Source organism: Ruegeria sp. CDSC085 (assembly GCF_059610465.1).
Genome location: NZ_JBXWNR010000002.1, coordinates 392150 through 417844, shown reverse-complemented (window position 1 = coordinate 417844; position 25695 = coordinate 392150). Strand labels below are relative to the sequence as shown.

Annotated in this window: 26 protein-coding genes; 13 read left to right on the top strand and 13 right to left on the bottom strand. The window is 57.9% G+C overall.

Annotated features, from left to right (window positions below; translation table 11 throughout):
• Nucleotide 1: 1 nt before the first annotated feature.
• The 3 genes from AC2FJB_RS05515 to AC2FJB_RS05505 form a co-directional block, all read right to left on the bottom strand.
• The gene (locus AC2FJB_RS05515) at nt 2-712 is read right to left on the bottom strand and encodes a GNAT family N-acetyltransferase (RefSeq protein WP_496717303.1); all 711 of its coding nucleotides are present in this window, start codon (nt 710-712) and stop codon (nt 2-4) included.
• Between the two features lie 2 nt (nt 713-714).
• Nucleotides 715-2007: an O-acetylhomoserine aminocarboxypropyltransferase/cysteine synthase family protein gene (locus AC2FJB_RS05510; RefSeq protein ID WP_299896258.1), complete on the bottom strand. Its 1293-nt coding sequence runs from the start codon at nt 2005-2007 to the stop codon at nt 715-717.
• Between the two features lie 72 nt (nt 2008-2079).
• A complete protein-coding gene (locus tag AC2FJB_RS05505; RefSeq protein ID WP_496717305.1) occupies nt 2080-3075 on the bottom strand; it encodes a GT-B fold glycosyltransferase domain-containing protein in 996 nt (331 codons plus the stop codon).
• A 453-nt stretch (nt 3076-3528) separates the two neighbouring features.
• On the opposite strand from AC2FJB_RS05505, the gene AC2FJB_RS05500 reads away from it, so the two are divergent.
• Genes AC2FJB_RS05500 through preA form a run of 3 tightly spaced genes read left to right on the top strand, consistent with a single transcriptional unit; the run spans nt 3529 to nt 7069 of the window.
• A complete protein-coding gene (locus AC2FJB_RS05500) occupies nt 3529-4863 on the top strand; it encodes an NAD(P)-dependent oxidoreductase (RefSeq protein WP_496717306.1) in 1335 nt (444 codons plus the stop codon).
• Nucleotides 4864-4909: 46 nt separating this feature from the next.
• Nucleotides 4910-5746: a class I SAM-dependent methyltransferase gene (locus tag AC2FJB_RS05495; protein ID WP_496717307.1), complete on the top strand. Its 837-nt coding sequence runs from the start codon at nt 4910-4912 to the stop codon at nt 5744-5746.
• A gap of 18 nt (nt 5747-5764) precedes the next feature.
• The gene (preA, locus tag AC2FJB_RS05490; RefSeq protein WP_496717308.1) at nt 5765-7069 is read left to right on the top strand and encodes an NAD-dependent dihydropyrimidine dehydrogenase subunit PreA; all 1305 of its coding nucleotides are present in this window, start codon (nt 5765-5767) and stop codon (nt 7067-7069) included.
• Nucleotides 7070-7116: 47 nt separating this feature from the next.
• On the opposite strand, the gene AC2FJB_RS05485 is transcribed toward preA, so the two are convergent.
• Nucleotides 7117-7725 carry a TetR family transcriptional regulator C-terminal domain-containing protein gene (locus AC2FJB_RS05485; RefSeq protein WP_496717309.1) on the bottom strand — a complete coding sequence of 203 codons (609 nt, stop codon included), beginning with the start codon at nt 7723-7725 and terminating at the stop codon, nt 7117-7119.
• A gap of 172 nt (nt 7726-7897) precedes the next feature.
• Here AC2FJB_RS05485 and AC2FJB_RS05480 point away from each other — a divergent pair, with 172 nt between their 5' ends.
• The 10 genes from AC2FJB_RS05480 (at nt 7898) to AC2FJB_RS05435 (ending at nt 17222) form a co-directional block, all read left to right on the top strand.
• Complete coding sequence (locus tag AC2FJB_RS05480) at nt 7898-9148, top strand: Zn-dependent hydrolase (protein ID WP_496717310.1); 1251 nt, start codon at nt 7898-7900, stop codon at nt 9146-9148.
• 92 nt (nt 9149-9240) lie between these two features.
• The gene (hydA, locus tag AC2FJB_RS05475) at nt 9241-10695 is read left to right on the top strand and encodes a dihydropyrimidinase (protein WP_496717312.1); all 1455 of its coding nucleotides are present in this window, start codon (nt 9241-9243) and stop codon (nt 10693-10695) included.
• Nucleotides 10696-10750: 55 nt separating this feature from the next.
• The gene (locus tag AC2FJB_RS05470) at nt 10751-11548 is read left to right on the top strand and encodes an ABC transporter ATP-binding protein (RefSeq protein ID WP_117869266.1); all 798 of its coding nucleotides are present in this window, start codon (nt 10751-10753) and stop codon (nt 11546-11548) included.
• Entirely contained in the window at nt 11538-11981 is a 444-nt protein-coding gene (locus AC2FJB_RS05465) for a GNAT family N-acetyltransferase (RefSeq protein ID WP_496717313.1), read from the top strand. Before AC2FJB_RS05470 ends, AC2FJB_RS05465 begins: the two co-directional genes overlap by 11 nt.
• Complete coding sequence (locus AC2FJB_RS05460) at nt 11978-12895, top strand: ABC transporter permease (protein WP_117869265.1); 918 nt, start codon at nt 11978-11980, stop codon at nt 12893-12895. The genes AC2FJB_RS05465 and AC2FJB_RS05460 overlap by 4 nt, the downstream gene beginning before the upstream one ends.
• Entirely contained in the window at nt 12892-13737 is an 846-nt protein-coding gene (locus tag AC2FJB_RS05455; RefSeq protein WP_496681794.1) for an ABC transporter permease, read from the top strand. Before AC2FJB_RS05460 ends, AC2FJB_RS05455 begins: the two co-directional genes overlap by 4 nt.
• Before the next feature lie 59 nt (nt 13738-13796).
• Nucleotides 13797-14786: an ABC transporter substrate-binding protein gene (locus tag AC2FJB_RS05450; RefSeq protein ID WP_171613730.1), complete on the top strand. Its 990-nt coding sequence runs from the start codon at nt 13797-13799 to the stop codon at nt 14784-14786.
• A gap of 157 nt (nt 14787-14943) precedes the next feature.
• Nucleotides 14944-15657: an ABC transporter permease gene (locus AC2FJB_RS05445; protein WP_496717315.1), complete on the top strand. Its 714-nt coding sequence runs from the start codon at nt 14944-14946 to the stop codon at nt 15655-15657.
• Entirely contained in the window at nt 15650-16384 is a 735-nt protein-coding gene (locus AC2FJB_RS05440) for an ATP-binding cassette domain-containing protein (RefSeq protein ID WP_496717316.1), read from the top strand. Before AC2FJB_RS05445 ends, AC2FJB_RS05440 begins: the two co-directional genes overlap by 8 nt.
• Nucleotides 16385-16406: 22 nt before the next feature.
• Nucleotides 16407-17222 (top strand): ABC transporter substrate-binding protein, encoded by an 816-nt coding sequence (locus AC2FJB_RS05435; protein ID WP_496717317.1) that lies wholly within the window; start codon nt 16407-16409, stop codon nt 17220-17222.
• 48 nt (nt 17223-17270) lie between these two features.
• Here the strand turns inward: AC2FJB_RS05435 and AC2FJB_RS05430 are convergent, their stop codons facing one another.
• From AC2FJB_RS05430 to AC2FJB_RS05390, 9 genes are all read right to left on the bottom strand, one after another.
• Nucleotides 17271-18143 carry a substrate-binding domain-containing protein gene (locus tag AC2FJB_RS05430; protein WP_496717318.1) on the bottom strand — a complete coding sequence of 291 codons (873 nt, stop codon included), beginning with the start codon at nt 18141-18143 and terminating at the stop codon, nt 17271-17273.
• Complete coding sequence (locus AC2FJB_RS05425) at nt 18144-18269, bottom strand: hypothetical protein (RefSeq protein WP_256369669.1); 126 nt, start codon at nt 18267-18269, stop codon at nt 18144-18146.
• Nucleotides 18270-18282: 13 nt separating this feature from the next.
• Nucleotides 18283-19545 carry a c-type cytochrome gene (locus tag AC2FJB_RS05420; RefSeq protein ID WP_299896308.1) on the bottom strand — a complete coding sequence of 421 codons (1263 nt, stop codon included), beginning with the start codon at nt 19543-19545 and terminating at the stop codon, nt 18283-18285.
• A complete protein-coding gene (locus tag AC2FJB_RS05415; RefSeq protein ID WP_496717319.1) occupies nt 19546-20742 on the bottom strand; it encodes a formate dehydrogenase subunit gamma in 1197 nt (398 codons plus the stop codon).
• A 27-nt stretch (nt 20743-20769) separates the two neighbouring features.
• Nucleotides 20770-21120 carry a putative quinol monooxygenase gene (locus tag AC2FJB_RS05410; RefSeq protein ID WP_117869256.1) on the bottom strand — a complete coding sequence of 117 codons (351 nt, stop codon included), beginning with the start codon at nt 21118-21120 and terminating at the stop codon, nt 20770-20772.
• A gap of 109 nt (nt 21121-21229) precedes the next feature.
• Complete coding sequence (gene fdh3B, locus AC2FJB_RS05405) at nt 21230-21823, bottom strand: formate dehydrogenase FDH3 subunit beta (RefSeq protein WP_010439472.1); 594 nt, start codon at nt 21821-21823, stop codon at nt 21230-21232.
• A gap of 12 nt (nt 21824-21835) precedes the next feature.
• Nucleotides 21836-24730, bottom strand: a complete 2895-nt coding sequence (locus tag AC2FJB_RS05400) for a formate dehydrogenase subunit alpha (RefSeq protein WP_496717320.1) — start codon at nt 24728-24730, stop codon at nt 21836-21838.
• Between the two features lie 105 nt (nt 24731-24835).
• Entirely contained in the window at nt 24836-25024 is a 189-nt protein-coding gene (locus AC2FJB_RS05395) for a ubiquinol-cytochrome c reductase iron-sulfur subunit N-terminal domain-containing protein (RefSeq protein ID WP_117869254.1), read from the bottom strand.
• Between the two features lie 57 nt (nt 25025-25081).
• Complete coding sequence (locus AC2FJB_RS05390; protein WP_117869253.1) at nt 25082-25693, bottom strand: TorD/DmsD family molecular chaperone; 612 nt, start codon at nt 25691-25693, stop codon at nt 25082-25084.
• Nucleotides 25694-25695 lie beyond the last annotated feature (2 nt).

Genomic DNA, 25695 nt, shown 5'->3' with positions numbered 1-25695 from the left:
ATCAAGCTTTCGCACGGGCCATCAGCGGTTTACGCTGCTGGCCCTTGCTGTCAAAATTGTCGGGCGACAGCCAGGATTCGAATGCATCGCGGATGCGCGGCCATTCAGTGTCGATGATCGCGTACCATGCCGTGTCCCTGTTGCGGCCCTTGTAATGGGTCGCCTGCCGGAACACCCCTTCGAAAGTAAATCCCAGCCGTTCAGCGGCACTGCGTGACGGTGCATTCAGCGCATCACATTTCCACTCATACCGGCGATAGCCAAGCTCGTCGAAAACCCGCTTCATCATGAGGTACATGACCTCTGTCGATTGCGGCTTGCGCTGCAGCAGCGGGGAAAAGTGGATATGCCCAACTTCGATGGCGCCAGCTGCGGGTTCGATCCTCAGATAAGAGGCCATGCCCACCGGCACCTCGTCCGCATCCAATACAGTATGAAACATCGGGTCCGCATCCATGCAGTTGGCACGGACCCAGTCTTCAAACTGCGGCTCACTGTCAAACGGGCCATAGGGCAGGTATGTCCAGTTACGACCATCCCTGTCATTTGCAAACGCCCGGAAAAGTCCGGGCGCATGTCTGTTCACATCAAGTGGCACGACAGAACAATACTGTCCTTCCATCGGTGTATACGGCGGTGTCGGGCGCGGAAATTCACCCGAAACCGGTAAACCGATGGGCTGGCCAAGGTCGTTTGTGTCGTGCCCGGTCATCGTCAGGCGCTGGCTTTAGCCAGAGCTTGATCAAGATCCGCGATCAGATCGTTCACGTCCTCGATCCCGATGGAAACACGCACCACGCCCGGACCTGCGCCGGCAGCCTCCTGCTGTTCCGGCGTCAGTTGTCGGTGGGTGGTCGAGGCCGAGTGAATGATCAGCGAGCGTGCGTCACCCAGATTGGCCACATGGCTGAAAATCTCAAGGGCGTTGACCAGTTTGATACAGGCGTCATAGCCACCCTTCACCGCAAAGGTGAACAATGCACCGGCGCCACGTGGATATTGTGACTTGACCCGGTCCTTGTAAGGCGATGACGGCAATCCCGCATAGGTGACGTATTCCACCCGGTCGTCCGCTTCCAGCCACGCAGCGATTTTCTGGGCGTTTTCAACGTGACGCTCCATCCGCAGCGACAGTGTTTCGATTCCCATCAGCGTGTAATGGGCTGCCTGTGGGTTCATTGTCATACCCAGATCGCGCAGGCCAATGGCAATACCGTGGAACGTGAAGGCCAGCGGGCCAAAGGTCTCGTGGAACTTCAGGCCGTGATACGCTGGTTCAGGTTCGCTCAGTGACGGGAATTTGTCATTCGCGGACCAGTCGAACGTGCCCGAATCCACGATGCACCCGCCAGTGACAGTGCCGTTGCCGGTCAGGTACTTGGTGGTCGAATGCACAACCAGCGTCGCACCGTGCTCAATCGGGCGGCACAGGTAAGGCGTGGCTGAGGTGTTGTCGACGATCAGCGGGATGCCCGCAGCATCAGAAACGTCTGCCAACGCACGGATATCAGTCACATAACCGCCAGGGTTGGCGATGGATTCGCAGAAAACCGCGCGGGTGTTTTCGTCGATGGCAGCTTTCACTGCATCCAGATCATCGGTGTCCACGAATTTTGCCGACCAGCCAAAACGTTTGATCGTCTGGCTGAACTGCGTGACCGTGCCGCCATACAGACGGGTCGAGGCGACAACGTTGCAACCCGGTCCCATCAACGGGAACAGCGCCATGATCTGTGCTGCATGCCCGGACGAGCAGCAGACTGCGCCGACGCCGCCCTCAAGCGTCGCCACGCGTTCCTGCAGAACGGCGACGGTTGGGTTGGTCAGGCGGGAATAGATAAAGCCCACCTCTTGCAGGTTGAACAAGGCCGCTGCGTGGTCCGCATCGCGGAACACATAGGCAGTTGTTTGATAAATCGGTGTCTGGCGCGCTCCGGTCGCCGGGTCGGGGCGGGCGCCCGCATGAATTTGCAATGTGTCGAAACCGTAGGTCGGGCCGTCAGACATCTTGAAAATCTCCTGTTGGTATCTGTCTTGCGGAATCTGTAGGCCATTGCCCGCCTGCGCACAACGATCCTGTCAGCGCAGCCAGAGGCCTTTGCTTTTGATCGCGTTGCGCAGCGCTTGCTCCCGTCGCGGCAGGTTGTCCTGATCAAACAGGCTGCGGATTTTCGCGCCTTTCCCCTGAAGAACCAGCTTTTTCAGCGGGTCATATTGCTTGAGCACTTTTTTGACCTTGTTGGGGGCCACGACGGTTTCCAGAACCTCGATCACGTGATCGCTTTCGCGGGCATAAAGCAGAGGAAATAAACGATAGTGGCAGCTGACGGACCCATCCAAAAACCCGTCAGGCAATGCATCCCGCCCACCGCCTAAAGAATGAATAACCAGCGGCAGGGCTGCCTGATCCAGCCATGGGTCAAGGTTCTGGCCCGTCAACTCGGGAATGTTTTCATCTCGGATCGTTCTTGCGTAGTCCAGGTACCGTTCACCGAAAATCCTGGGGCATTTGTAAAAGAAGTAACCCGCGTTGAAGTAAAGGTAGCGCCGCCAGTAACCATCGGGTTGGTCCGGATCCACCGAGCTTTCGAAATCCAGCCCGAAGCGCGCATAAAGCGCCCGCCAGATACCGTCAAAGCCGGGGCCGTACAGCGTCGGCTTTGGCCACGTGCCCTCGACCCTCAATGAGGCTCCGGGGCGGTCGAAATCGAACGGAACGCTTGTGATGTCGCCGGTGATCAGCGTGTCCGTATCGAAGAACACAAAGGGTTCACCTTCCGGCAGGGCCAACAAAGCCTCGATCTTGTTGCCATAAGGGTAGCTTTCACCAAAAACATGCGAGTCGAATGGCAGGATTTCGACATCCAACTGGTTCAGGGCCCTCAGAACGTCCTCGTCCTGAATGCTGGGGTCGTGCTTCCAGCGCGGGCCCGGGTTGGGTGTGGCGACAAACAACCTGCCCTTGAACTCAGGTGAGCAATGGCGAAGCGAGGCCGCGAACAACAGGGCCTCGTATTGCAGGCGGTTGTTTTGCCCGACAACCGCGATGTTGAAATTCTGAGAACTTGCCTGCATCTGTGCCCATTCCTGAAAGCTGCCGGAACCGGCACCCTTGGTCCGGATTACAGCAAGCGGAGTGGGGCGTCAAAAGCCGATAGTTTGATTTTTCATCATCTATGTCATTCCCTGCACCGGGCCGAGGAAGGGTTCGCGCAAGGTGATCTTTGCAGACATCTCGAGGGTTTCACAGTCCATATGGAAGGGAGAAATCGGCGACGTGCCATGCTCAGGGGTCCGTTTTTTTGATCCCCGCACAGCCTGAAGGCGGGTGTATTTCTGTCAAATCCGAACACCGGCCCCAGTTATACGTCGTTTTTTGTGTTCAGTTCGCGGGTGAAGCGACTGAGAATGCAGGTGTTTTTACTGGGCTTGTCATTTTTTGACCATTTGGCAAATTTTACCAATTGATAAAAAATTTATTTGTGGCAAGCTGAGAGCATAACAAACATATCTACAGGGAGTAGAGTGATGGCACAGGGCCAGATGGCACCCGGTATAGTAGCCGGGCGGCTTTCAAGCGATGAGCTGACCTCAAATTTCACCGATCTGCATCCGCCACTTGCGCAGCATGAGGCCGCAGTAGCCGCAGATCGCTGTTATTTTTGCTACGACGCACCATGCGTTACGGCCTGTCCAACGGATATCGATATCCCGTTGTTCATTCGCCAGATTCAAGCCGGTCAACCGCAATCAGCAGGGCGCACGATCCTGGAACAGAACATTCTGGGCGGAATGTGCGCTCGGGTCTGTCCAACCGAAACACTGTGCGAAGAGGCCTGCGTTCGCGAAGCCGCCGAAGGCAAACCGGTTGAAATCGGGCGCCTGCAACGTTTTGCCACCGATGAAATCATGGCCTCGGGTGTGCATCCGTTCGAACGTACGCCTTCGACCGGTAAGACAGTTGCGGTTGTGGGGGCTGGGCCTGCGGGTCTGGCATGCGCCCACCGGCTGGCCATGCTGGGCCATGATGTGGTGATCCATGAAAGCAAGCCCAAACCCGGCGGCCTGAATGAATACGGTATTGCGGCCTACAAATCGACCAACGATTTTGCACAGGCCGAGGTGGACTGGCTGCTGAAAATCGGCGGGATTGCAATCGAGACCGGTTCGGTTTTGGGCGAAAGCATCTCATTGGATGGGCTGGTCGAAAACTACGACGCGGTGTTTCTGTCCATTGGTCTTGCTGGCGTCAATGCCCTGCGTGCAGGCGGTGTCGATAAAGACGGAGTACGGGCTGCGGTCGATTTCATCTCGGACGTGCGGCAGGCCAGTGACCTCGCCAATCTGCCCGTTGGGCGGAATGTGGTCGTTATCGGCGGAGGCATGACCGCGGTGGATGCTGCTGTGAAGTCCAAGCTTCTGGGCGCGGAACATGTGACCATTGCCTATCGTCGTGGCCGCGACGCTATGGGGGCCAGCCGGTACGAGCAGGATCTGGCAGCGTCGCACGGTGTTCGGATTTTGACAAATGTTCAGCCAGTGGCCGTACACGGCAATGGTGCAGCGGCCGAGATTGAGTTGGAATATACATCCAGCCAGAACGGTCAGCTCACTGGAACCGGAGAGATGATCCGCCTGCCAGCAGATCAAGTGCTCAAGGCTATTGGGCAGACGCTGGAAGGCACACCGGACGGGCTGACGCTGGACGGCAACAAGATAGCCGTCAGCGGGGTTGGCCGAACCTCCTTGGCTGGTGTCTGGGCTGGTGGTGACTGTGCTGCGGGTGGCGAAGACCTGACCGTAACCGCTGTTGCCGAGGGCCGGGACGCAGCGATGGACATCCACGCGACGCTCTTTTCGTGATAGGGTGGGGTATTCACCCCATTCCTTTCGCTGCTGAGGTATTCTCATGTCCCAGATCGAACAAGCTGTTGCTCAACATTACACTACCGGTGCCCTAACCGAACGCGTCCGCGCGGCGCTGGAGGCCAGCGGCATTGACCCGGATGCGGCCACCGTTGCGGATCTGAAGGCTGGGGATGAATTCCACACAGGTGGTGTTCTGGCGACGGACAATTTGTTTGCCCAACTGTCGCCGACCCATGCAACGCGCGTTCTGGACGTAGGCTGCGGTATTGGGGGCACCTCTCGGTACATCGTGGATCGCTATGACTCGACGGTGACCGGGGTTGATCTGACACCGGAATTCGTTGAAACGGCGACGGCGCTGAGCGATCTGGTCGGGCATTCCGGAAAGGCTGACTTTCATGTGGGCAGCGCTCTGGACATGCCTGTGCCGGATGCGGGGTTCGACCTTGCGGTCATGATGCATGTGGGCATGAACATCGAAAGTAAGGCCGGGCTGTTTGCGGAAGTGTCGCGGGCGCTCTCCACGGGCGGAACCTTTGCCCTGTTCGACGTCATGGGCGGAGAGGTGGATGAGCCGCTGGCTTTTCCGCTTCCCTGGTCCACTTTGCCAGAAACCTCCTTTGTTCACGCGCCGGATGTCTATAAGGACGCCGCAAAGAAGGCTGGTCTTGAATTGGTCACCGAAACAGACCGCACCGCGTTTGCGATCCAATTCTTCGAGGACGTGTTTGCCAAGATAGCCGAGACCGGACCAGCACCGCTGGGTATCCATCTGATGATGGGCGAAACGGCGCCCGAAAAGTTCCAAAACTACGTCAAAAACCTCAAGGCCGGGCGCATTCGCCCGACCGAAATGATATTCAAAAAAACCGGCTGAGCCGGGAAGGGAGAAGCCATGGCCGATCTGACGACAAACTTTCTGGGCATTTCCAGCCCCAACCCGTACTGGCTGGCCTCTGCGCCGCCGACGGACAAGGAATACAACGTTCGCCGCGCGTTCGAAGCGGGATGGGGCGGCGTTGTCTGGAAAACTCTTGGGTCCGAGGGACCTCCGGTCGTGAACGTGAATGGCCCGCGTTATGGCGCAATTTATGGCGCTGATCGCAGATTGCTGGGCCTTAACAATATTGAACTGATCACTGATCGTCCGCTTGAGGTAAACCTTGAGGAAATGGCGCGGGTCAAATCAGATTACCCGGACCGTGCTCTGATCGCGTCAATCATGGTGCCATGCGAGGAAGAGGCGTGGAAGGCGATACTGCCGCGTGTGGCTGAGACTGGTGCCGACGGGATCGAGCTGAACTTCGGCTGTCCGCATGGGATGAGCGAACGCGGTATGGGCTCGGCCGTTGGGCAGGTTCCTGAATATATCGAGATGGTCACACGCTGGTGCAAGAAATACTATGACCGCGCGGTCATCGTGAAGCTTACGCCAAACATAACTGACATCCGTAAACCGGCTGCGGCCGCCAGAAATGGCGGCGCGGATGCGGTGTCGCTGATCAACACAATCAATTCGATCACCAGCGTCAATCTGGACACGTTCAGCCCTGAACCTTCGATTGACGGCAGGGGTAGTCACGGTGGGTATTGCGGCCCGGCAGTAAAGCCGATTGCCCTGTCGATGGTGTCCGAGATCGCACGGGCCGAGGCGACGCGAGGCCTGCCCATTTCCGGCATCGGCGGCGTCACCACATGGCGCGATGCGGCCGAGTTCATCTCGTTGGGCTGTGGCAACGTTCAGGTGTGTACAGCCGCGATGACCTATGGCTTCAAGATCATCGACGAACTGACTGCGGGTCTGTCGGAATGGATGGACGAAAAGGGATATTCAAGCGTCGACGAGGTGATCGGGCGCGCGGTGCCCAATGTCACCGACTGGCAGTATCTGAACCTCAACTACATCGCCAAAGCCAAGATCGATCAGGATCAGTGCATCAAGTGTGGCCGGTGTTACGCGGCCTGTGAAGACACCAGCCATCAGGCGATTTCCATGTCCGAGGACCGCGTCTTCGAGGTGATGGATGACGAATGCGTCGCCTGTAACCTATGCGTCGATGTTTGCCCGATCGAAGGCTGCATCGATATGGTGCCGATGGCAGCGGGCGAGGTTGATCCCCGAACCGGAAAAGAAGTTCAGCCAACTTATGCGAACTGGACGACGCATCCGAATAACCCGATGGCCAAAGCGGCCGAATGAGGGGATTGCGACAGATCGTCAAGGGGCCGTTTTTGCGGCCCCTTTTTTCAGGGGCTCAGAAGTTTTCGGTACAACGTATCAACAAAGGTTTCTGCGCCCTCGAACGGATCTTCGTTGCCCAGAATTGCACGAACCTGAACATCGAAATCGGCATAGTGCTGTGTCAAGGCCCAGATCGAAAACATCAGGTGGTAGGGATGCACTCGTGCGATTTTTTCCTGATCCATCCAGCCGGTAAGGATCGTGGTCTTTTCGTCGACCAGTGCCTTGAGATCATTGGACAAAGCATCATGAATGCGCGGCGCGCCCTGCACAAGCTCGTTGGCGAAAAGGCGGCTTTCGCGTGGTAACTCCTGACTCATCTGCAACTTGCGCCGAATGTATGCTAGGATTTCTTCCATTGGATCGCCGTTTGCGTCCAGGTCGTGCAGCGGGGCCAGCCAGGTCTCTAACAACCCGGAAAGCAGCTCTGTATGGATCGCCTCTTTTGAAGGGAAATAATACAGCAGGTTCGGTTTGCTCAGACCCGCTTCGGCCGCAATCTGATCAACGGTTGCTCCGCGAAACCCGTGAGCAGAAAACACGTTCAGGGCAGCCTCTAGAATCGCAGCACGGTTCTTTTTCTGAATGCGAGTCGGTGCGCGGTCTTTTGGCATGTTTTCAACGTGTCTCTTTTTTCGTCGAACAGGTGCGGAATACACTGAAAATTTCAGCCGTGCCGCGCAAATTCTTGACTGATACCGAACCCGTGATAGCGTGAGTTTGACCATATGGTCAAATCAAGACACCAAAAGCGAGCTAAATCGCAAGCAAACAGGGAAGATGAACATGGCAGCTCCGGCGCAGAATCTCAGGATCAATGGCGACAGGTTGTGGGACAGCCTGATGGAGATGGCCAAGATCGGCCCGGGTGTCGCCGGTGGCAACAATCGCCAGACCCTGACGGATGAAGACGCGGAAGGCCGCGCCCTGTTCCAGAAGTGGTGCGAGGAAGCGGGCTGTACCATGGGGCTCGATCAGATGGGCAACATGTTCGCCCTCCGCGAAGGCACCGACCCGGACGCGTTGCCGGTTTACGTGGGATCGCATCTGGATACGCAGCCTACGGGAGGTAAATACGATGGTGTGCTGGGTGTCTTGGGTGGGCTGGAACTGATCAGGACGCTGAACGACCTGGGGATCAAGACAAAACATCCGATCGTCGCCACCAACTGGACAAACGAAGAAGGCACGCGTTACGCACCGGCTATGCTATCCTCGGGCGTGTTTGCAGGGATGCACACGCAGGATTGGGCATATAACCGCGAAGACGCTGAGGGCAAAAAGTTCGGGGATGAGTTGAACCGTATCGGCTGGCGAGGCGATGAAGAGGTGGGCGCCCGCAAGATGCATGCGTTCTTTGAGCTGCATATCGAACAGGGGCCGATCCTTGAAGCCGAAGGCAACGATATCGGCGTCGTCACCCATGGACAGGGGCTGAGTTGGACGCAGATCACGGTAACGGGCAAGGATGCTCATACCGGATCGACACCGATGCCGATGCGCAAGAATGCCGGGCTGGCCATGGCGCGGATCCTGGAAAAAGTCGACGAGATCGCCTGGTCTCATGCTCCGCATGCGGTGGGTGCGGCGGGGCATATCGATGTCTATCCGAACTCACGCAATGTGATCCCGGGCAAGGTGGTGTTTACGGTCGATTTCCGCTCGCCCGAGCTGGAGGTGATCACCGACATGGAAAACCGCCTGCGGGTGGCTGCCGAGGATATCGTTGACGAGATGGGCCTTCAGATCGAATTCGAGAAAGTCGGTGGGTTCGATCCGGTGAAATTTGACGAAGCTTGCGTGTCTGCCGTGCGAAACGCAGCCGAACGGCTGGGATATTCGCACACCGATATCATTTCGGGTGCGGGGCATGACGCCTGTTGGATCAACCGGGTTGCTCCGACCGCGATGGTCATGTGCCCCTGTGTTGATGGGCTGAGCCATAACGAGGCCGAGGAAATCAGCAAGGAATGGGCGGCAGCCGGGGCGGATGTTCTGCTGCACGCCGTGGTCGAGACTGCCAAAATCGTGGAATAGGGGGCGCTGCCCCCGTCGCCCCGAGGGCGACTCCCCCGGGATATTTTTGGCCAGATGAAGCAAGCGGCGTAGACCGCATCAGGGAGTTCAAAATGAGTACTGTTATCAAAAACGGAACCGTTGTCACTGCGGACCTGACTTACAAGGCGGACGTATTGGTCGACGGTGGCGTGATCACCGAAATCGGTATGAACCTGACGGGGGATAAGGAGCTGGACGCAACCGGCTGTTTTGTGATGCCGGGCGGGATTGATCCCCATACCCATCTCGAAATGCCGTTCATGGGCACTTATTCCAGCGATGACTTTGAAAGCGGGACGCGGGCGGCCTTGGCCGGCGGCACGACGATGGTTGTCGATTTTGCTCTTCCCAACCCTGGTGAAAGCCTGCTGGATGCACTGAAACGTTGGGACAACAAGTCGACACGGGCGAATTGTGACTATTCGTTCCACATGGCGGTGACCTGGTGGGGAGAACAGGTGTTCGACGACATCAAAACCGTGATCGAGACGCGCGGTATCAACACCTTCAAACATTTCATGGCCTACAAGGGTGCGCTGATGGTGAATGATGATGAGCTGTTCGCCTCGTTCAAGCGTCTTGCGGAGCTTGGCGGTACTGCCCTGGTTCATGCCGAGAACGGGGATGTGGTGGCAGAACTGAGTGCCAAGCTGCTTGCCGAAGGGAACACCGGCCCCGAAGCACATGCGTATTCGCGCCCGCCGCAGGTGGAAGGTGAAGCCACCAACCGGGCGATCATGATTGCGGACATGGCGGGTGTGCCGCTTTACGTTGTACACACCTCGTGTGAAGAGGCGCATGAAGCTATCCGCCGGGCGAAAATGCAGGGTAAGCGAGTGTGGGGAGAGCCCCTGATCCAGCACCTGACATTGGACGAAAGTGAATACTTCAATCAGGATTGGGACCACGCGGCGCGACGGGTCATGAGCCCTCCGTTCCGGAACAAACAGCATCAGGACAGTCTGTGGAACGGCCTGCAATCCGGAACGTTGAGCGTGGTTGCAACCGATCATTGCGCCTTCACAACCGAACAGAAACGCTTTGGCGTTGGGGATTTCACCAAGATCCCGAACGGCACCGGCGGGCTGGAAGATCGGATGCCGATGCTGTGGACGCATGGGGTCAACACAGGGCGCCTGACGCCGAATGAATTCGTAGCTGTTACTTCAACAAACATTGCCAAGATTTTGAATTGCTATCCTAAAAAGGGCGCAGTTCTGGTAGGTGCAGATGCTGATCTTGTCGTTTGGGATCCTGAGAAATCCAAAACGATCAGTGCCGGTTCCCAGCAATCCTCGATTGACTACAACGTGTTTGAGGGCAAGGAGGTCAAAGGTCTGCCACGCTTTACCCTGACTCGGGGACAGGTGGCGGTGCATGACGGTGAAATCCGCACGCAGGAAGGTCATGGGGACTTTGTCGCGCGCGAGGCGAACACTACCGTCAACAAGGCGCTGAGCACCTGGAAAGAACTGACGGCCCCAAGGCCTGTCGAGCGGACGGGAATTCCGGTGACCGGTGTTTGATCAGTTAGGGCGGCCTTGCAGGCGGCCCTGGCACCACTCTTCTCAAGGCAATAAAATGAACACTGAAAGCACGACCCGGCCCGTCATCGAGGCAAGGCAGCTAGACCTGACATTCCAGACCAACGATGGGCCAGTACACGCCCTCAAGGACGTGAACCTGACAATTGAAAAGGGCGATTTCGTCAGTTTCATCGGTCCGTCCGGTTGTGGCAAAACCACCTTTCTGCGCTGCATCGCAGCCCTTGAGATACCTACGGGCGGGACGCTGACCGTCAATGGCATGACCCCCGATGAGGCGCGTCGAAACCGGGCGTACGGGTATGTCTTTCAGGCTGCGGGCCTTTATCCCTGGCGCACAATTGCCAAGAACATAAAACTGCCTCTTGAGATAATGGGATTCACCGCTGTCGAACAGGATGAGCAGGTGAAAAGGGTACTGGAACTTGTTGATCTGGAAGGGTTTGGCGGCAAGTTTCCCTGGCAGTTGTCGGGCGGGATGCAGCAGAGGGCCAGTATCGCGCGTGCCCTTGCCTTCGATGCGGATATCCTGCTGATGGACGAGCCGTTCGGGGCGCTGGATGAGATCGTGCGGGACCACCTGAACGAGCAGCTTCTTGAGCTCTGGGCGCGGACGGAAAAGACGATCGGATTCGTGACACACTCCATTCCCGAGGCGGTTTACCTGAGCACAAAGATCGTGGTGATGAGCCCGCGGCCTGGGCGGATTGCTGATGTGATTGACAGCCCGTTGCCCAAGGAGCGGCCGCTGGATATTCGTGACACTCCGGAGTTCATTGAGGTCGCGCATCGCGTCCGGGAAGGTTTGCGGGGTGGGCATTCCAATGACGACTAAGCTGAATGCGGATAGGATCCGGCGCGCGGCTCCAGGTGATGTGCCAGCCTGCGCCAGGGTTGTTCATGACTGGGTCACGCAAACAGACTGGATGCCCGATGAACTGCCGGTAGAAGAGTTGGCGAAACTGATCAGCGACGCATTCGACGACCGTGAAATGTGGGTCGCCGGTGATCCGGTCGATTGCTACATGTCAGTGGACCCGACACAGAACAAAATCGGTGCGCTGTATTGCGGCCGGAGGGGACAGGGTATCGGCAAGCGCTTTGTCGACAAAGCAAAAGAGGGCCGCGATTTTCTCTGTCTGACGACGCACCGGCCCAATACGTCGGCGCAACGCTTTTATCGCCGCGAAGGGTTCGAAGTGACGGCCGAAGAACCCCCCGTGCCGCCGGATACCGTGCCTGTCTATAGGATGGAGTGGCGTGCATGAAGCAGGTCATTGCCGTATTCACCGTCGTCGCCGCAATTGTTCTGTTCTGGTACGTGGCCTGCATTCCGATGAACATAAAGGGCGTGTTGACCGAACAGGAACGTGCGGGGGCCGTGGTGCAGCCGCCATCCGCCAAGGACCGGCGTGACATGTCCGAGGTTGGTCTTGTTTTGAACAACGCCTTCGCCATCCCGGCCACGTGGGAACAGGACAGGCCTCGACTGCCGGCCCCGCATCAGGTCGCCATCGAGATGTGGGAGACGACGGTCCAGAAAAAGATCACCTCGAAACGGTCGCTGATCTATCACGGCTGGGTCACGCTGAGTGCTACGATGCTGGGATTTGCGATTGGCACCGGGCTGGGCATTCTGCTCGCAGTCGGGATCGTGCATAGCCGCGTGATGGATTTGTCGGTCATGCCCTGGGCGATTGTGAGTCAGACTATTCCGATCATCGCGCTTGCGCCGATGATCATTGTTGTTCTGTACTCCATTGGTATTCAAGGGATCATTCCCAAGGCGATTATATCGGCCTATCTGAGTTTCTTCCCGGTTGTTGTTGGCATGGTCAAAGGATTGCGCAGTCCTGATGCGATGCAACTGGACTTGTTGCGGACGTATAACGCAAGCCGGTCTCAGGGTTTCTGGAAGCTGCAATTGCCTGCGTCGATGCCGTATCTGTTCACGTCGCTCAAGATTGGGATCGCTGCATCGCTGGTCGGTGCCATTGTTGGTGAGCTTCCGACAGGCGCCGTCGCAGGTCTGGGCGCGCGGTTGCTTGCCGGCAGCTATTACGGGCAAACGGTACAGATCTGGTCGGCCCTGTTTGCTGCAGCCATTCTGGCGGCGTGCCTGGTCGGGCTGCTGGGGCTGATTGAACGGGCCGTGCTGAAACGGATGGGGATGGCGCAATGATACTGGTTTTCTGTGCTATCCTGCTTTGGCTTTTTGGCTGGTGGTTGAACAGTCGGTTGGCCAGTGGGCCTTACGCCGATACCCGAATGGTGCGGTTTCTGGCCCCCTTGATCTTTGGGCTGACTGTCATCGGGATCTGGGAACTTTTGGTGCGCGGCCTTGAGGTTCCCCTGGTCATCCTGCCAGCGCCATCGGTGATTGCGGTGCGGTTTGCGGACAGCCTTCCGATCCTGTGGGCTGACTTTGTGCAGACCATCATCAAGGGCGCGTTAAGCGGCTATGTCATCGGGTGCTTTGCGGCCTTTCTGATGGCGATTGCGGTGGATCGCTGGGATTTCCTGCGTCTGGGCCTGTTGCCGGTCGGCAATTTCGTGGCCGCCCTGCCGATTGTCGGGACTGCCCCCATTCTGGTGATGTGGTTCGGGTTTGACTGGCATTCCAAAGCGGCGGTGGTGGTTGTGATGGTGTTCTTTCCGATGCTCGTGAACACCGTGGCCGGGTTGCGTGAGGCCACCTCGATGCAGCGCGACCTGATGGAGACTTATGCCGCAACCTATTGGCAGAGCTTTTTGAAGTTGCGACTGCCTGCGGCGATGCCCTTCATTTTCAACGGGCTGAAGATTTCCACCACTTTGGCGCTGATCGGCGCTATCGTGGCTGAGTTCTTCGGTTCACCGACACTTGGTATGGGGTTCCGGATATCTACCAGCGTCGGGCAACTGTCATTAGACATGGTCTGGGCCGAAATCGTTGTTGCGGCACTCGCAGGTACAGCTTTTTATGGTCTGGTGGCGGGGGTCGAAAAAGTGGTGACCTTCTGGCACCCGTCACAGCGCGGATAAAACAAGGAAATCAACAGACCCCGAAATTGGGGCACAACAAGCAACTAGGAGAATTGAAGATGAACAAGCTACTCAGCGGGGCGGTTGCCGCCTTTGGTCTGGCAGCCAGTGCGGCGCTGGCTGCGGACGAGGTGACATTGCAACTGAAGTGGGTCACGCAAGCACAATTCGCGGGCTACTACGTTGCCAAGGACAAGGGCTTTTACGAAGAAGAGGGGCTGGACGTCACCATTCTTCCCGGCGGACCTGACATCGCTCCGACGCAAGTGATTGCAGGCGGTGGCGCTGATGTCACCGTCGAATGGATGCCCGCCGCGCTTGCTGCTCGTGAAAAAGGGCTGCCGCTGGTGAACATCGCTCAACCGTTCAAAAGCTCTGGCATGATGCTGACCTGCTGGAAAGACGCTGGGATCTCGTCGCCCGAGGACCTCAAGAACCGCACGCTGGGTGTCTGGTTCTTTGGCAACGAGTTTCCGTTCATGAGCTGGATGAGCCAGTTGGGCATCAGCACTGATGGCAAAGGCGAAAACGGCGTGGAAGTTCTGAAGCAGGGCTTTAACGTGGACCCGTTGCTTCAGCGTCAGGCGGATTGCATCAGCACCATGACCTACAATGAATACTGGCAGGTCATTGATGCCGGTGTCAGCCCGGATGAACTGGTGACCTTCAAATACGAAGACCAGGGCGTGGCGACGCTGGAAGATGGTCTTTACGTTCTGGAAGAGAACCTGAGCGATGCGGCCTTCACTGACAAGATGGAGCGGTTCGTTCGCGCGTCGATGAAGGGTTGGAAATATGCGGAGGAGAATCCAGACGAAGCGGCGGAAATCGTTTTGGAAAACGATGCAACCGGTGCCCAGACGGAAGAACACCAAAAGCGTATGATGGGTGAGATCGCCAAGTTGACCGCAGGGTCGAACGGAGCGCTCGACCCGGCTGATTTCGACCGCACTGTGAACACTCTGCTGGCAGGCGGTTCCGATCCGGTTATCACCAAAAAGCCCGAAGGGGCTTGGACGCATCAGATCACCGAAGCTGCGCTGAATTAACTTCAGCCCTCTATTCACGAATTGAGACGCGGTCCCAATCGGGGCCGCGTTTTTCATTTAGAATGCCGGATATGTGTCTGTACTCAAACCAAAAACAGAGTAGTATTTGCTTGTAAAAGAGCGCATTTCGTACGGAATGCAGAAAAAGTGGAAAAAAATGCAGGGTTTTGCATCAGAATTCAGTTCTGCGATCGCTCTGATCTTTGAGGGAGACTCAGAGCTTTGGGCGATTGTGCTGTTGTCCCTTAAAGTATCCGTGTTTGCGGTTCTGATTTCTGCCCTGATTGGCATGCCTGTCGGTGCTTCTTTGGCTGTGGCCCGGTTTCCGGGACGGCGGATGCTGATCGTTCTGATGAACGCCTTGATGGGGTTCCCGCCCGTGGTTGTGGGGTTGCTGGTCTATCTGATGCTGTCCCGTTCTGGCCCGCTGGGTGCGCTCGAGCTTTTGTATACCCCGACGGCCATGATCATCGCTCAGGTCGTGTTGGTCACTCCTATTGTTGCCGCGCTGACCCGACAGGTGGTCGAAATGCTGGCCGAGGAGTACTCTGAACAGTTGCGATCACTGGGCGTGTCACGGCTTGCATCGGTCCCTGTGCTGCTGTGGGATGCACGGCTGGCATTGGTCACGGCCTTGCTTGCGGGGTTTGGGCGCGCCATTGCCGAGGTGGGCGCGGTGATCATTGTGGGCGGCAACATCAACCATGTTACGCGCGTGATGACCACAACCATCGCGCTGGAAACCTCGAAGGGAAATCTGGCGCTGGCACTGGCCTTGGGGGCAATCCTGATCGGGATAGCGGTGGCCGTGAACGCGATGGTGAGCGCGGTCAGCCTGCGGGCCGAACAGGAGGGGGTGCGTCATGCGTGACCTGCTATGCGACATGGTGAATTGCCTGAAGGTCGAGAACCTGCAAATCCGCAGTAGTGGCAAGGCGTTGTTGGACGTCTCGTCATTGGTATTGGATGGGCCGGGGCCAACCTTGATCCTTGGCCCCAACGGTGCAGGCAAAAGCCTGTTGCTGCGCTGTCTGCACGGGCTGATCACTCCGGATCGGGGGCAGGTCGTCCAGGATGGAAAACCGCTTGGCGCGGCACAAAAAGCCCGCCAGGCCATGGTGTTTCAGAAACCGGTTCTGCTGCGTCGATCAGTTGCGGCAAACCTTGACTTCGTTCTAAAGCGTCAAGGCATGGGGCGAACGGCACGAAAGGCCCGCACTGCCGAATTGCTGACCGAAGGCGGGCTCGACGGCAAGGCCAGACAACCCGCGCGATCATTGTCCGGAGGGGAGGCGCAGCGGTTGGCGATTCTACGGGCGCTGGCATTGAGCCCCGAGACTTTGTTTCTGGACGAGCCCACCAGCGCACTGGATCCAAGCGCGACCCAGATGATTGAACGAATGATATTACGGGCTTCGGCTCGGGCTGTGCGGATCGTGATGGTGACACATGATATCGGTCAGGCACGCCGTTTGGCCTCGGACGTGGTCATGATGCAGGGCGGACATGTCGTGGAACACGGTGCAGCAAAACAGGTTTTGGATTCTCCCGAAAGCGATGCGTCGCGCCGCTATTTGGCGGGCGGATTGGTTACCTGAAAAAGAGAAAGAGGAGAGTGTGATGTTCCGGAAACCAATTCGGGCAGCGGTGATAGCTTTGGGCCTGTTGACCAGCGCGGTTTCAGCAGAAGACCCATTTATTGTGGTGCAGTCGACAACGTCAACGCAGAACTCGGGACTGTTGGATTACATCCTGCCGTGGTTCGAAGCCGAATCAGGTATCGATGTTCGTGTTGTGGCAGTGGGCACCGGTCAGGCCATTCGCAACGCCATCAACGGGGACGGGGATGTTCTTTTGGTTCACTCCAAACCGGCCGAGGAGAAGTTCGTTGCTGACGGTTGGGGCGTGGAGCGGAAGGATCTGATGTACAATGATTTCGTTCTGATAGGCCCCAAGTCTGACCCTGCTGGAATTCGCGGCGGCACCGATGTGTTGGCCGCGCTCTCAAGAATCGCCGAGGCGGAAGTTCCGTTTGCATCTCGTGGTGACGACAGCGGAACGCACAAGGCCGAGCTGAGCCATTGGTCCGCGGCCGGGCTGGACCCTGCCGAGGCTTCAGGTGCTTGGTATCGCGAGACCGGATCTGGTATGGGGGCGACGCTGAACGTGGCCAGTGGAATGGATGCCTATACGCTGACGGATCGGGCCACGTGGTTGTCTTTTGGAAACCGGGGAAACCTTGGCGTTCTGGTCGAGGGGGATCCGCGCCTGTTCAATCAATACGGTGTGATCCTCGTGAATCCTGAAAAACACCCGCATGTGCGGGCAGCTGCCGGTCAACGCTTTATCGACTGGCTGACGGGGCCGGACGGGCAGGAGGCGATCGCGTCGTTCAGGCTGGACGGGCAGCAGGTTTTCTTTCCGAACGCCCAATAGATGGCCTGCGGCAGAAGTACCATGACAAGGAACAAGGTGGGTGATAGTTCACCCGCTGGCACCGTTGTGGTGTATCGTGCCCAGGCCTGACAGGTCGTAGCCACCGAATTCACGGGCCCTTTGCGCAAATTGATCCGAGCGCAGCAGCGTTATCAGTTTTTGCATTGGCGGATCAAAATATGACCTGCGCCAAATCGCCAAATCCAGCCTCTCGGAATGCGTGGGGACGAAACCCAGGTTGTAAAGCCCTGCCAAAGCACCCAACCCAAAGCCAACCTCGGCCTTTTGGTCGTGAAGGGCGATGGCCAGTTCCTCTTCGGTGCGTGCGCAGCCGGGGGTTACGTCCAGATCGTCTCGGCACATGCCATGTGCTTCAAGCTGTGTTTCGAACAGGCGTTGGCTGGCTGCACTGTCCTGACGCATGATTAGGCGGCGCGACTTGAGATCTTCGAATGTTCTGATATCCGATACGCCCGGGGCAAGAAGCAGCCCGCGCTTGCGCCGGGCGACTTCGTACAGGATCACCGGTGCTTCGCCAAGGGCGCCCCGAAGAGAGTCTTTGTTGAACCCTCCATCTTCGTGGATGTGCAACACCGCAGCCTGTGCGTTGCGTTCACTCAGCCTTGTCAGCCCGTCAAAAGAACCGTCGTAATAGGTGGCAAGCCCCGAACCGCTTTCGCGCAGCGCCCAGTCCAACAGGGGATCGTGGCTGCCGGCAACAATCTGGGGCAGGGGCGGTTCGGCAACCTGTGGACCGGATCGCGAAGCGTTGAGCCAGGCAAGAACCTCGGCGCGCGGGAACAGCAGTTTGCCCATGGCGCGTACGCAGGGCACCTCGCCTGACGAGGCGAGATCATAGGCTTTGCGCTCGCCAATGCGCAGCAGATCGGCCAGTTCGCGGGTGGTCAGGTATTGCGACATTCAGTCGAGGCGCACGGCAGAGCCGGATGTGGCGTCGGCGGCGCTGAATCCGATCTGCTCCAGCACAAAAGGCGCTGCTACAGCAATGACGACCATTGCGGCGACTGCGGCAAGAAAGGCTTTCATGGTCTCCTCCAGTTCAGTTCCGGGCACCCGTTGCGCGGCGTAGAAAAGCAATAAGATCCTGACGATCCTGAGCTGCCGTAATTCGCTGCATCGGCATCTTAGACCCCGGAATGTAATGGTCAGGCCCTTCGTCGAAAAGAGCATTTATTGTTTCGTCATTCCAAATGATGTCAGAGCCTTGCAGCGTGTCCGAGTATAAATATCCGGGCGACGTACCGGCCCGTCTGCCGAAAACCCCGTGTAAGGTAGGACCTGCGCGGCGTTCGCTGTCGGGTGTCAGGCTGTGGCAGATTGAACATTTGCGCGCGAACTGACGCTCACCATTGTCCATCTCGTCAGGGTTTTTGAGGAAACTCGGCTCTGCTGCCGCCATTTGTTGCTGGTCGGAAAAGGCGGTTACGGGCCAACTGTACATGGCCTCGTCTATTCCGCCCGCATGGATGTTTTCACCATCGACGGAAAAGGCCAAGGCCCAGACTGGCCCTCGCAACGTCGCGCGAAAATCCCGCGTGATACGCCATTCGGCGGTATCGATGACCATGATATAACCTTCGCCGTCACCCACGGCGAGAAGCCTGCGATCCGGGCTGAGTGCCAAGGCAAGGATGGGTCGGCGATCCAGCGTAAAATCACGTTCTTCACCCGTGGAAAGGTCCAGTATTCGGGTCACGCCATCAACAGCACCGTAAGCGATCCAGTTGTCTGGTTCATTCAGGACCAGTTCGTTGATGCCGAACCCGTGTTCGATGAGACGGGTGATCTCTTGTCCACTCATCACGTCCCAGATGCGCAGCGATCCATCCATACCTGCCGAATAAAGCTGTGTGCCGTCAGAAGAAAACACCACGGCGTTCACACCGCTTCCGGTTGGCCCAAGAGTAGTGGGGCCGGTTCCGTTTACGGGCCACACCCCGATTGTTCCGTCCCAACTGGCGGTCGCAACGTGTGTCTTGGACGCTGCCAGACCAACGATCTTGCCCTGATGGCGCCCAACCACGTCGCCACCGGGCCACTTGCGCAGAGTGAAGTCATCTCCGGCGGAATAGATGGCAGTACCATTGAAGGCAACAGCGTTCACAGCGGCTTCATGGCCCTCCAGCCATTCGGGGTTCTGATCAGCCCATAGCCCGACGGAATTGTCGAAACTGGCGGTTGCGATACGCCCGTCCGGGGCTGTGGCGATTCCCATGATTGGGCCGCCGTGCCCTTTGAGTGTGAAGAATTCGGCCAAGGCGGGCAGCGGGATCAGCGCCAGGGCCAGAACCAGCCCCCGCATCTATTCAGCGGGTGAGGAGGCGGCCTTGCCTGCCTCTTTTTCCTGAACTTCCTCCAGCCACAGCGAGTGGTGTTCGCGCGCCCATTGTTCTTCGACCTCGCCGGTGCCCATGGCGTCAAAGGCGCCCTCCATTCCGACAGAGCCGAGATAGATATGCGCCACGATGATCGCAATGAACACATAAGCCACCATCACATGCCAGACTTGGGCGTATTGCATCTCTTCCTGCGGCGACATCTGCACCGGCAGGTTCAGGCCCATCATTTGCGGAATACCGGTCGAATTGGCGATCTGGAAGGTTTTTGCAAACAAGGGCATCTCGAACGGGAACAACAGCGACAGACCCGACAGGCTGATCGATGCGCCCAGCAGGATGCACGCCCAGAAGATGATCTTTTGGCCCGCGTTGAACTTCTTTGCCGGCGGGTGGCTGTTCTTGGTGAACAATCCGCCGCCTGCGGCCAGCCATTTCAGATCTACGCGGTTGGGGATGTTATGGGCGATCCAGTTTACCGTGACGATGATCAGGCCAAGCATGAAGGCCCAGGCCAGATTGTTGTGCAGCCACTTGCAACCTTGCGCAATGGTGGCAAACCCTTCCTTCCCGAACAGCGGGATCAGGAAGTCACGCCCGTAAAGCGTCAGCAGGCCAGTTGCACCAAGGATCAGGAACGACCCCGCAAAAAGCCAATGACCAAACCGTTCAAACCCGTTGAAACGCGTGACCGTACGGCCGGTTTTTTCACCGTCGATGCGTATTTTGCCACGGATCAGGAAAAACAGCAGGATGATACCCAGCATCCCGGCAACGATATAGGTGCCGTATTCGCGTAGTGGCCCGGTGCGGAAGTTCAGCCACCACATGCCGCCATCCTGAATCAACACGCTCGCCGCAGGGCCATGCGACGACACCGTCACATCAGCCGAGCCGTAGCGCAATGCGCGGTATACGTCGCTGTCCGAGGCCACGCCGCGCGTGCCAAGCTGGCCCAGCAACCCCTCTGCATTGCCCTGACCGGTATTCTCAGAGCGATAGCTGTTGTCGACATTCTCACCACGTTGCCGGGCAAGAATATCTTCCAGGGTTGTCGCTCCGCCGGTCGAGGTGCGCTCATCCGCCGTGGGTTCAGAGGTCTCTTGCGCCCATGCGGCTCCGGTTAGAAAAATCGAAACGAGCAGGTACTGAATCAGGCGCATAGGGGTATCCTCCTGTGCATTTTCATATCAGCGGTCAAATCCACCGATTTGCTGGTGAAAAACGGCGCCGACTGGCGTGAGTGCTTCGCGAAGATCATCCTTGGCCGGACCATAAACGTCCAATCCCACTGGCGTCAGAAGGGCCAGAAAACGTTCAGCAAAATGCGCACCGAAATTCTGCATATGTATCATGGCATCTTCGGAACTGGCGTAGCGTTCGAAGATATGGACGGCCGAACCGGTCATGTGCCATTCATAGCTTCTGGCGCCGGTCTCCTGCTGCGTGGCCGCGACCATCTCTGCCATAAGCGCTTCGAACTCACCCTTTTTATCCAGATCTAGGTCAAGTTTCAGCAGCCAGTAAACATCATTGGTCATGTGCGCCTCTAAAATAGATTGTTGTGCCAATGCAGGAAACGGATCCCTGCTCGAAGCATCCGGAAAGCCTCCCGCACGTGGCGGGAGGCCATTTTTCTAAGGCCGGGTTTTACCCGTCTTTCTGGTCGTAGGCAGTACCCCAACCCCAGGCGCCCGAGCCGAAACCGCGCGCCACGACGCGTTCACGGTAAACTGCGGACACCACGTCGCCGTCACCAGCGAGCAGGGCCTTGGTGGAGCACATCTCGGCGCAGATGGGCAGTTTGCCCTCGGCGATCCGGTTGCGACCATATTTGGCGAACTCTGCGGTCGAATGTGTTTCCTCGGGGCCGCCGGCACAGAAGGTACATTTGTCCATCTTGCCACGCGATCCGAAGTTACCAGCCTGCGGGTATTGCGGCGCGCCAAATGGGCACGCGTAGAAGCAATAGCCGCAGCCAATGCACAGGTCCTTCGAGTGCAGGACGACCCCTTCTTCGTTCTGATAGAAGCAGTCGACAGGACAAACCGCCATGCAGGGCGCGTCGGAACAATGCATGCAGGCCACCGAAATCGAGCGTTCGCCCGGATTACCGTCATTGATCGTCACCACCCTGCGGCGGTTGATGCCCCAGGGCACCTCGTGCTCGTTCTTACACGCAGTTACGCAGGCGTTGCACTCGATGCAGCGTTCAGCGTCGCAGAGAAACTTTGCTCTAGCCATTTATCGTCCTCCTTACGCTGCCGAGATCTTGCAGAGAGTCGCTTTGGTCTCCTGCATCTGGGTCACTGAATCATAGCCATAGGTCTGGGCGGTGTTGGAACTTTCACCCAGCACATAGGGATCAGCGCCTGCGGGGTATTTGTCCCGCAAATCCTGACCCTGGAAATGGCCGCCGAAGTGGAATGGCATAAACGCCACGCCGGCACCGACCCTGTTGGTCAGCATCGCCATCACCTTGACCTTGCCGCCTTCGGGACCTTCCACCCAAACCTGCGCCCCGTCCCGAATACCAAGGTTGTTGGCATCGCGGGGGTTGATCTCGACGAACATGTCCTGTTGCAGTTCGGCCAGCCACGGGTTCGACCGGGTTTCTTCGCCGCCGCCTTCATATTCGACCAGACGACCTGACGTGAGGATTATCGGATAATCCTTTGAAAAGTCGTTCTTTTGAATTGAGGCATACAGGGTCGGCAGACGATAGGCCTGACGGTCCTCGTAGGTCGGATAGTCCTCCACCAGATCGCGCCGGTTCGTATAGAGAGGTTCGCGATGCAGTGGGATCGGATCCGGGAAGGTCCAGACAACCGCGCGGGCTTTGGCGTTCCCGAAGGGCGCACAGCCATGGGCGATTGCAACCCGCTGGATACCGCCGGACAGGTCGGTTTTCCAGTTGGTCTCTGGTCCTGCCACGGCATCAATCGCCGCGCGTTCCTCAGCCGTCAGATCGCCATCCCAGCCAAGGTCCATCAGCATCTGCATCGTGAATTCAGGGTATCCATCCTGAATTTCAGATCCGACGCTATAGACCCCTTCGGCCAGCAGGTTGTCACCATCGCGTTCTACACCGAAGCGGGCGCGGAAGGTCAGGCCGCCTTCGGCCACCGGTTTGGACATGTCATAGAGGTTTGGTGTCCCCGTATGACCCATCTCGGCGGTGCCCCAACAGGGCCAGGGCAGACCGTAATACTCGCCGTCGTTTGGTCCACCAATGGCTTGCAGCGTGGTTCTGTCGAACGTGTGCTGGTTGGCCATATGGCTTTTCAGGCGTTCCGGCGACTGACCGGTATATCCGATGGTCCAGAGGCCCGAGTTGAACTCACGCGTGATGCTTTCAACATTCGGGGTTTCCGGGTCTTCCATCTCGATATTGCGGAAGAGCCGATCCGCCCAGCCGAACTTGTTGGCAAACTTGGCCATGATGACCTCGTCCGGCAAGCTTTCGAACAGCGGATCTACCACCTTGTCACGCCATTGCAGCGAACGGTTCGAAGCCGTGACCGAGCCCCGCGTTTCAAACTGTGTGCAGGCCGGCAGCAGGTAAACGCCATCGGTGCGGTCATGCAGAACGGCAGAAACGGTGGGGTACGGGTCGATCACGACCAGCATGTCCAGCTTTTCCATTGCCGTCTTCATTTCCGGGCCCCGCGTTTGCGAGTTCGGCGCATGACCCCACAAAACCATGGCGCGGACGTTGTTGTCCTGATCCATGTTCGCCGGATCTTCCAGAACACCGTCGATCCAGCGGGAGACCGGAATGCCACGTTCGTTCATCAGCGGTTTGTCCTTGCCGTCCTTATCCTTGATCGTGGCGAACTGACTCTTCAGCCAATCTACATCTTCGCCCCAGACGCGGCTCCAATGGCCCCAAGCACCGTTCGACAGGCCGTAATAGCCGGGCAGAGTGTGAGACAGAACACCAAGGTCCGTTGCGCCCTGAACGTTGTCATGGCCACGGAAGATATTGGTGCCACCACCAGAGGTGCCCATGTTGCCGAGCGCAAGCTGCAGCACGCAATAGGCGCGGGTGTTGTTGTTGCCGTTGGTGTGCTGTGTACCGCCCATACACCAGACGACCGTACCGGGACGGTTGTTCGCCATCGTGCGGGCAACACGCTTCAGCTGCGACCCCGGAGTACCGGTGACGCGTTCCACCTCGTCCGGGTTCCACTTGGCAACTTCTTCGCGGATCTGATCCATGCCCCAGACGCGGGTGCGGATGAACTCTTTGTCTTCCCAACCGTTGTCGAAGATGTGCCACAGGATACCCCAGACCAGCGCAACATCTGTGCCGGGACGGAAACGGACATATTCATCCGCATGGGCCGCGGTGCGTGTAAAGCGCGGGTCGCAGACGATCAGCGGTGCGTTGTTCTGCTCTTTTGCGCGCAGAATATGCAGCAGCGAAACGGGGTGCGCCTCGGCCGGGTTGCCGCCGATGATGAAGATCGCCTTGCTGTTGTGCATGTCATTGTACGAATTGGTCATGGCGCCGTAGCCCCATGTATTCGCAACGCCAGCAACGGTGGTCGAGTGGCAGATACGGGCCTGATGGTCCACGTTGTTCGTGCCCCAATAGGCCGCGAACTTGCGGAACAGATAGGCCTGTTCGTTGTTATGTTTCGCGGAACCCAACCAGTATACGCTGTCTGGCCCGGATTCTTCGCGGATACTCATCATGCCGTCGCCGATCTCGTTGATCGCCTCTTCCCAGCTGATGCGCTTCCACTCTCCGCCTTCCTTTTTCATCGGATATTTCAGGCGGCGTTCGCCATGGGCGTGCTCGCGAACCGATGCCCCTTTGGCGCAGTGTGCACCCAGGTTGAACGGGCTGTCCCAACCGGGTTCCTGCCCGATCCAGACACCGTTCTGCACTTCGGCAACGACCGTACAGCCGACCGAGCAGTGGGTGCATACGGATTTGATGTTTTCAACGGCGGTGTTCGCCGCTGTCTGGGCACTGGCCGGCGTCACGGTTCCACCCGTGGCGCTGATCGCGGCAAGGCCGCCGATCGTCAGGCCCGAGCCACGCAGGAATGCGCGGCGATCGACGGTTTTCTCGCCGACCTGGGACAGGATACTTGTCCGCTGGGGGCGTCTCGCAACCCCGTTGGTCTTTTTCCTAAGCATTTGTTTCCTCCCTTGCGCGCCGTGTGTGCCACGGCTGGCTTGGTACTGCTGAAGCCGACGTCGGGGCCAATCGCAACCGTCAGTCGGGTGTGAAAACGTCCGATCCTAGAACCGGGTGCTTTCGATGTAGGCGCGTGTATGCGCAGTATCCTGAATGCGGGTATCGTCGGTCGGCAACTCGGCCGCTTCGGCTTTCCCGGTCAGGCTGGCGGCGGCAACGGCAGCAGGTGCTGCGGTTCCGGCCAGTTTGAGGAAGTCGCGGCGTGTGGCGCCTTCTTCCTTGGTCTTGCTCATGGGCTCCTCCTGTCCCAATTGCGGTTTGGTGCCCATTGGACACCGGCGATTTGCGGGTTACCCCGCCGTCATCCGGAATGCTTCGCGCTCGATCTCCATGAAAACCCGACCGGCGGTGCCGACGGATGCATAAAGAACCGAGTTCTCGGCGGCTTCCAAATCTGAATAGAAATGCGTGGCCCAGGGGCCGATATGTTTGTTCCAGAACGCTTTCTGGTCTTCCAGTGAGGCCGGGGTGCCAAAACGCCCAACGATCATTCCGGCCATCATTTCCATCAATGATGCGATGTTGTCCTCAGGCTCAAACACGTTTTGGGCCCGTGTGATCCCACGTACCGCCATGTCGTTGCGCAGCTGTGCCAAGGGTTTTTCGTTCAGGAAACCCGTCAGGTAGAAGCTGGCATAGGGCAGCAATTCGCCCCGACCCAAACCGATGAACAGTGCATTGAATTCCCGCTCGGCCCCGGCGGGCTTGGTGACCTTGGCGACCCGCGCCATGGCTTGAATGGCCTGGCCCAAGTCAGTGTCATCGCCGCCCAGACCAGCCAACTGATCCAGCAGCATCTGGTCGGGCGGGCCGGCCAGCAGCAAGCCCAGAAAGTTGTAGAAATCCGCGCGCAGGCGATCCTCGGTTGAAACGTCCAGAGCATGCGCGTCACTTGCGGTCATTC

Excerpts from the sequence above, each read along its gene's own strand:
- AC2FJB_RS05515 (WP_496717303.1), bottom strand. The coding sequence starts at position 712 with ATGACCGGGCACGACACAAACGACCTTGGCCAGCCCATCGGTTTACCG.
- AC2FJB_RS05510 (WP_299896258.1), bottom strand. The coding sequence starts at position 2,007 with ATGTCTGACGGCCCGACCTACGGTTTCGACACATTGCAAATTCATGCG.
- AC2FJB_RS05505 (WP_496717305.1), bottom strand. The coding sequence starts at position 3,075 with ATGCAGGCAAGTTCTCAGAATTTCAACATCGCGGTTGTCGGGCAAAAC.
- AC2FJB_RS05500 (WP_496717306.1), top strand. The coding sequence starts at position 3,529 with ATGGCACAGGGCCAGATGGCACCCGGTATAGTAGCCGGGCGGCTTTCA.
- AC2FJB_RS05495 (WP_496717307.1), top strand. The coding sequence starts at position 4,910 with ATGTCCCAGATCGAACAAGCTGTTGCTCAACATTACACTACCGGTGCC.
- preA (WP_496717308.1), top strand. The coding sequence starts at position 5,765 with ATGGCCGATCTGACGACAAACTTTCTGGGCATTTCCAGCCCCAACCCG.
- AC2FJB_RS05485 (WP_496717309.1), bottom strand. The coding sequence starts at position 7,725 with ATGCCAAAAGACCGCGCACCGACTCGCATTCAGAAAAAGAACCGTGCT.
- AC2FJB_RS05480 (WP_496717310.1), top strand. The coding sequence starts at position 7,898 with ATGGCAGCTCCGGCGCAGAATCTCAGGATCAATGGCGACAGGTTGTGG.
- hydA (WP_496717312.1), top strand. The coding sequence starts at position 9,241 with ATGAGTACTGTTATCAAAAACGGAACCGTTGTCACTGCGGACCTGACT.
- AC2FJB_RS05470 (WP_117869266.1), top strand. The coding sequence starts at position 10,751 with ATGAACACTGAAAGCACGACCCGGCCCGTCATCGAGGCAAGGCAGCTA.
- AC2FJB_RS05465 (WP_496717313.1), top strand. The coding sequence starts at position 11,538 with ATGACGACTAAGCTGAATGCGGATAGGATCCGGCGCGCGGCTCCAGGT.
- AC2FJB_RS05460 (WP_117869265.1), top strand. The coding sequence starts at position 11,978 with ATGAAGCAGGTCATTGCCGTATTCACCGTCGTCGCCGCAATTGTTCTG.
- AC2FJB_RS05455 (WP_496681794.1), top strand. The coding sequence starts at position 12,892 with ATGATACTGGTTTTCTGTGCTATCCTGCTTTGGCTTTTTGGCTGGTGG.
- AC2FJB_RS05450 (WP_171613730.1), top strand. The coding sequence starts at position 13,797 with ATGAACAAGCTACTCAGCGGGGCGGTTGCCGCCTTTGGTCTGGCAGCC.
- AC2FJB_RS05445 (WP_496717315.1), top strand. The coding sequence starts at position 14,944 with ATGCAGGGTTTTGCATCAGAATTCAGTTCTGCGATCGCTCTGATCTTT.
- AC2FJB_RS05440 (WP_496717316.1), top strand. The coding sequence starts at position 15,650 with ATGCGTGACCTGCTATGCGACATGGTGAATTGCCTGAAGGTCGAGAAC.
- AC2FJB_RS05435 (WP_496717317.1), top strand. The coding sequence starts at position 16,407 with ATGTTCCGGAAACCAATTCGGGCAGCGGTGATAGCTTTGGGCCTGTTG.
- AC2FJB_RS05430 (WP_496717318.1), bottom strand. The coding sequence starts at position 18,143 with ATGTCGCAATACCTGACCACCCGCGAACTGGCCGATCTGCTGCGCATT.
- AC2FJB_RS05425 (WP_256369669.1), bottom strand. The coding sequence starts at position 18,269 with ATGAAAGCCTTTCTTGCCGCAGTCGCCGCAATGGTCGTCATTGCTGTA.
- AC2FJB_RS05420 (WP_299896308.1), bottom strand. The coding sequence starts at position 19,545 with ATGCGGGGGCTGGTTCTGGCCCTGGCGCTGATCCCGCTGCCCGCCTTG.
- AC2FJB_RS05415 (WP_496717319.1), bottom strand. The coding sequence starts at position 20,742 with ATGCGCCTGATTCAGTACCTGCTCGTTTCGATTTTTCTAACCGGAGCC.
- AC2FJB_RS05410 (WP_117869256.1), bottom strand. The coding sequence starts at position 21,120 with ATGACCAATGATGTTTACTGGCTGCTGAAACTTGACCTAGATCTGGAT.
- fdh3B (WP_010439472.1), bottom strand. The coding sequence starts at position 21,823 with ATGGCTAGAGCAAAGTTTCTCTGCGACGCTGAACGCTGCATCGAGTGC.
- AC2FJB_RS05400 (WP_496717320.1), bottom strand. The coding sequence starts at position 24,730 with ATGCTTAGGAAAAAGACCAACGGGGTTGCGAGACGCCCCCAGCGGACA.
- AC2FJB_RS05395 (WP_117869254.1), bottom strand. The coding sequence starts at position 25,024 with ATGAGCAAGACCAAGGAAGAAGGCGCCACACGCCGCGACTTCCTCAAA.
- AC2FJB_RS05390 (WP_117869253.1), bottom strand. The coding sequence starts at position 25,693 with ATGACCGCAAGTGACGCGCATGCTCTGGACGTTTCAACCGAGGATCGC.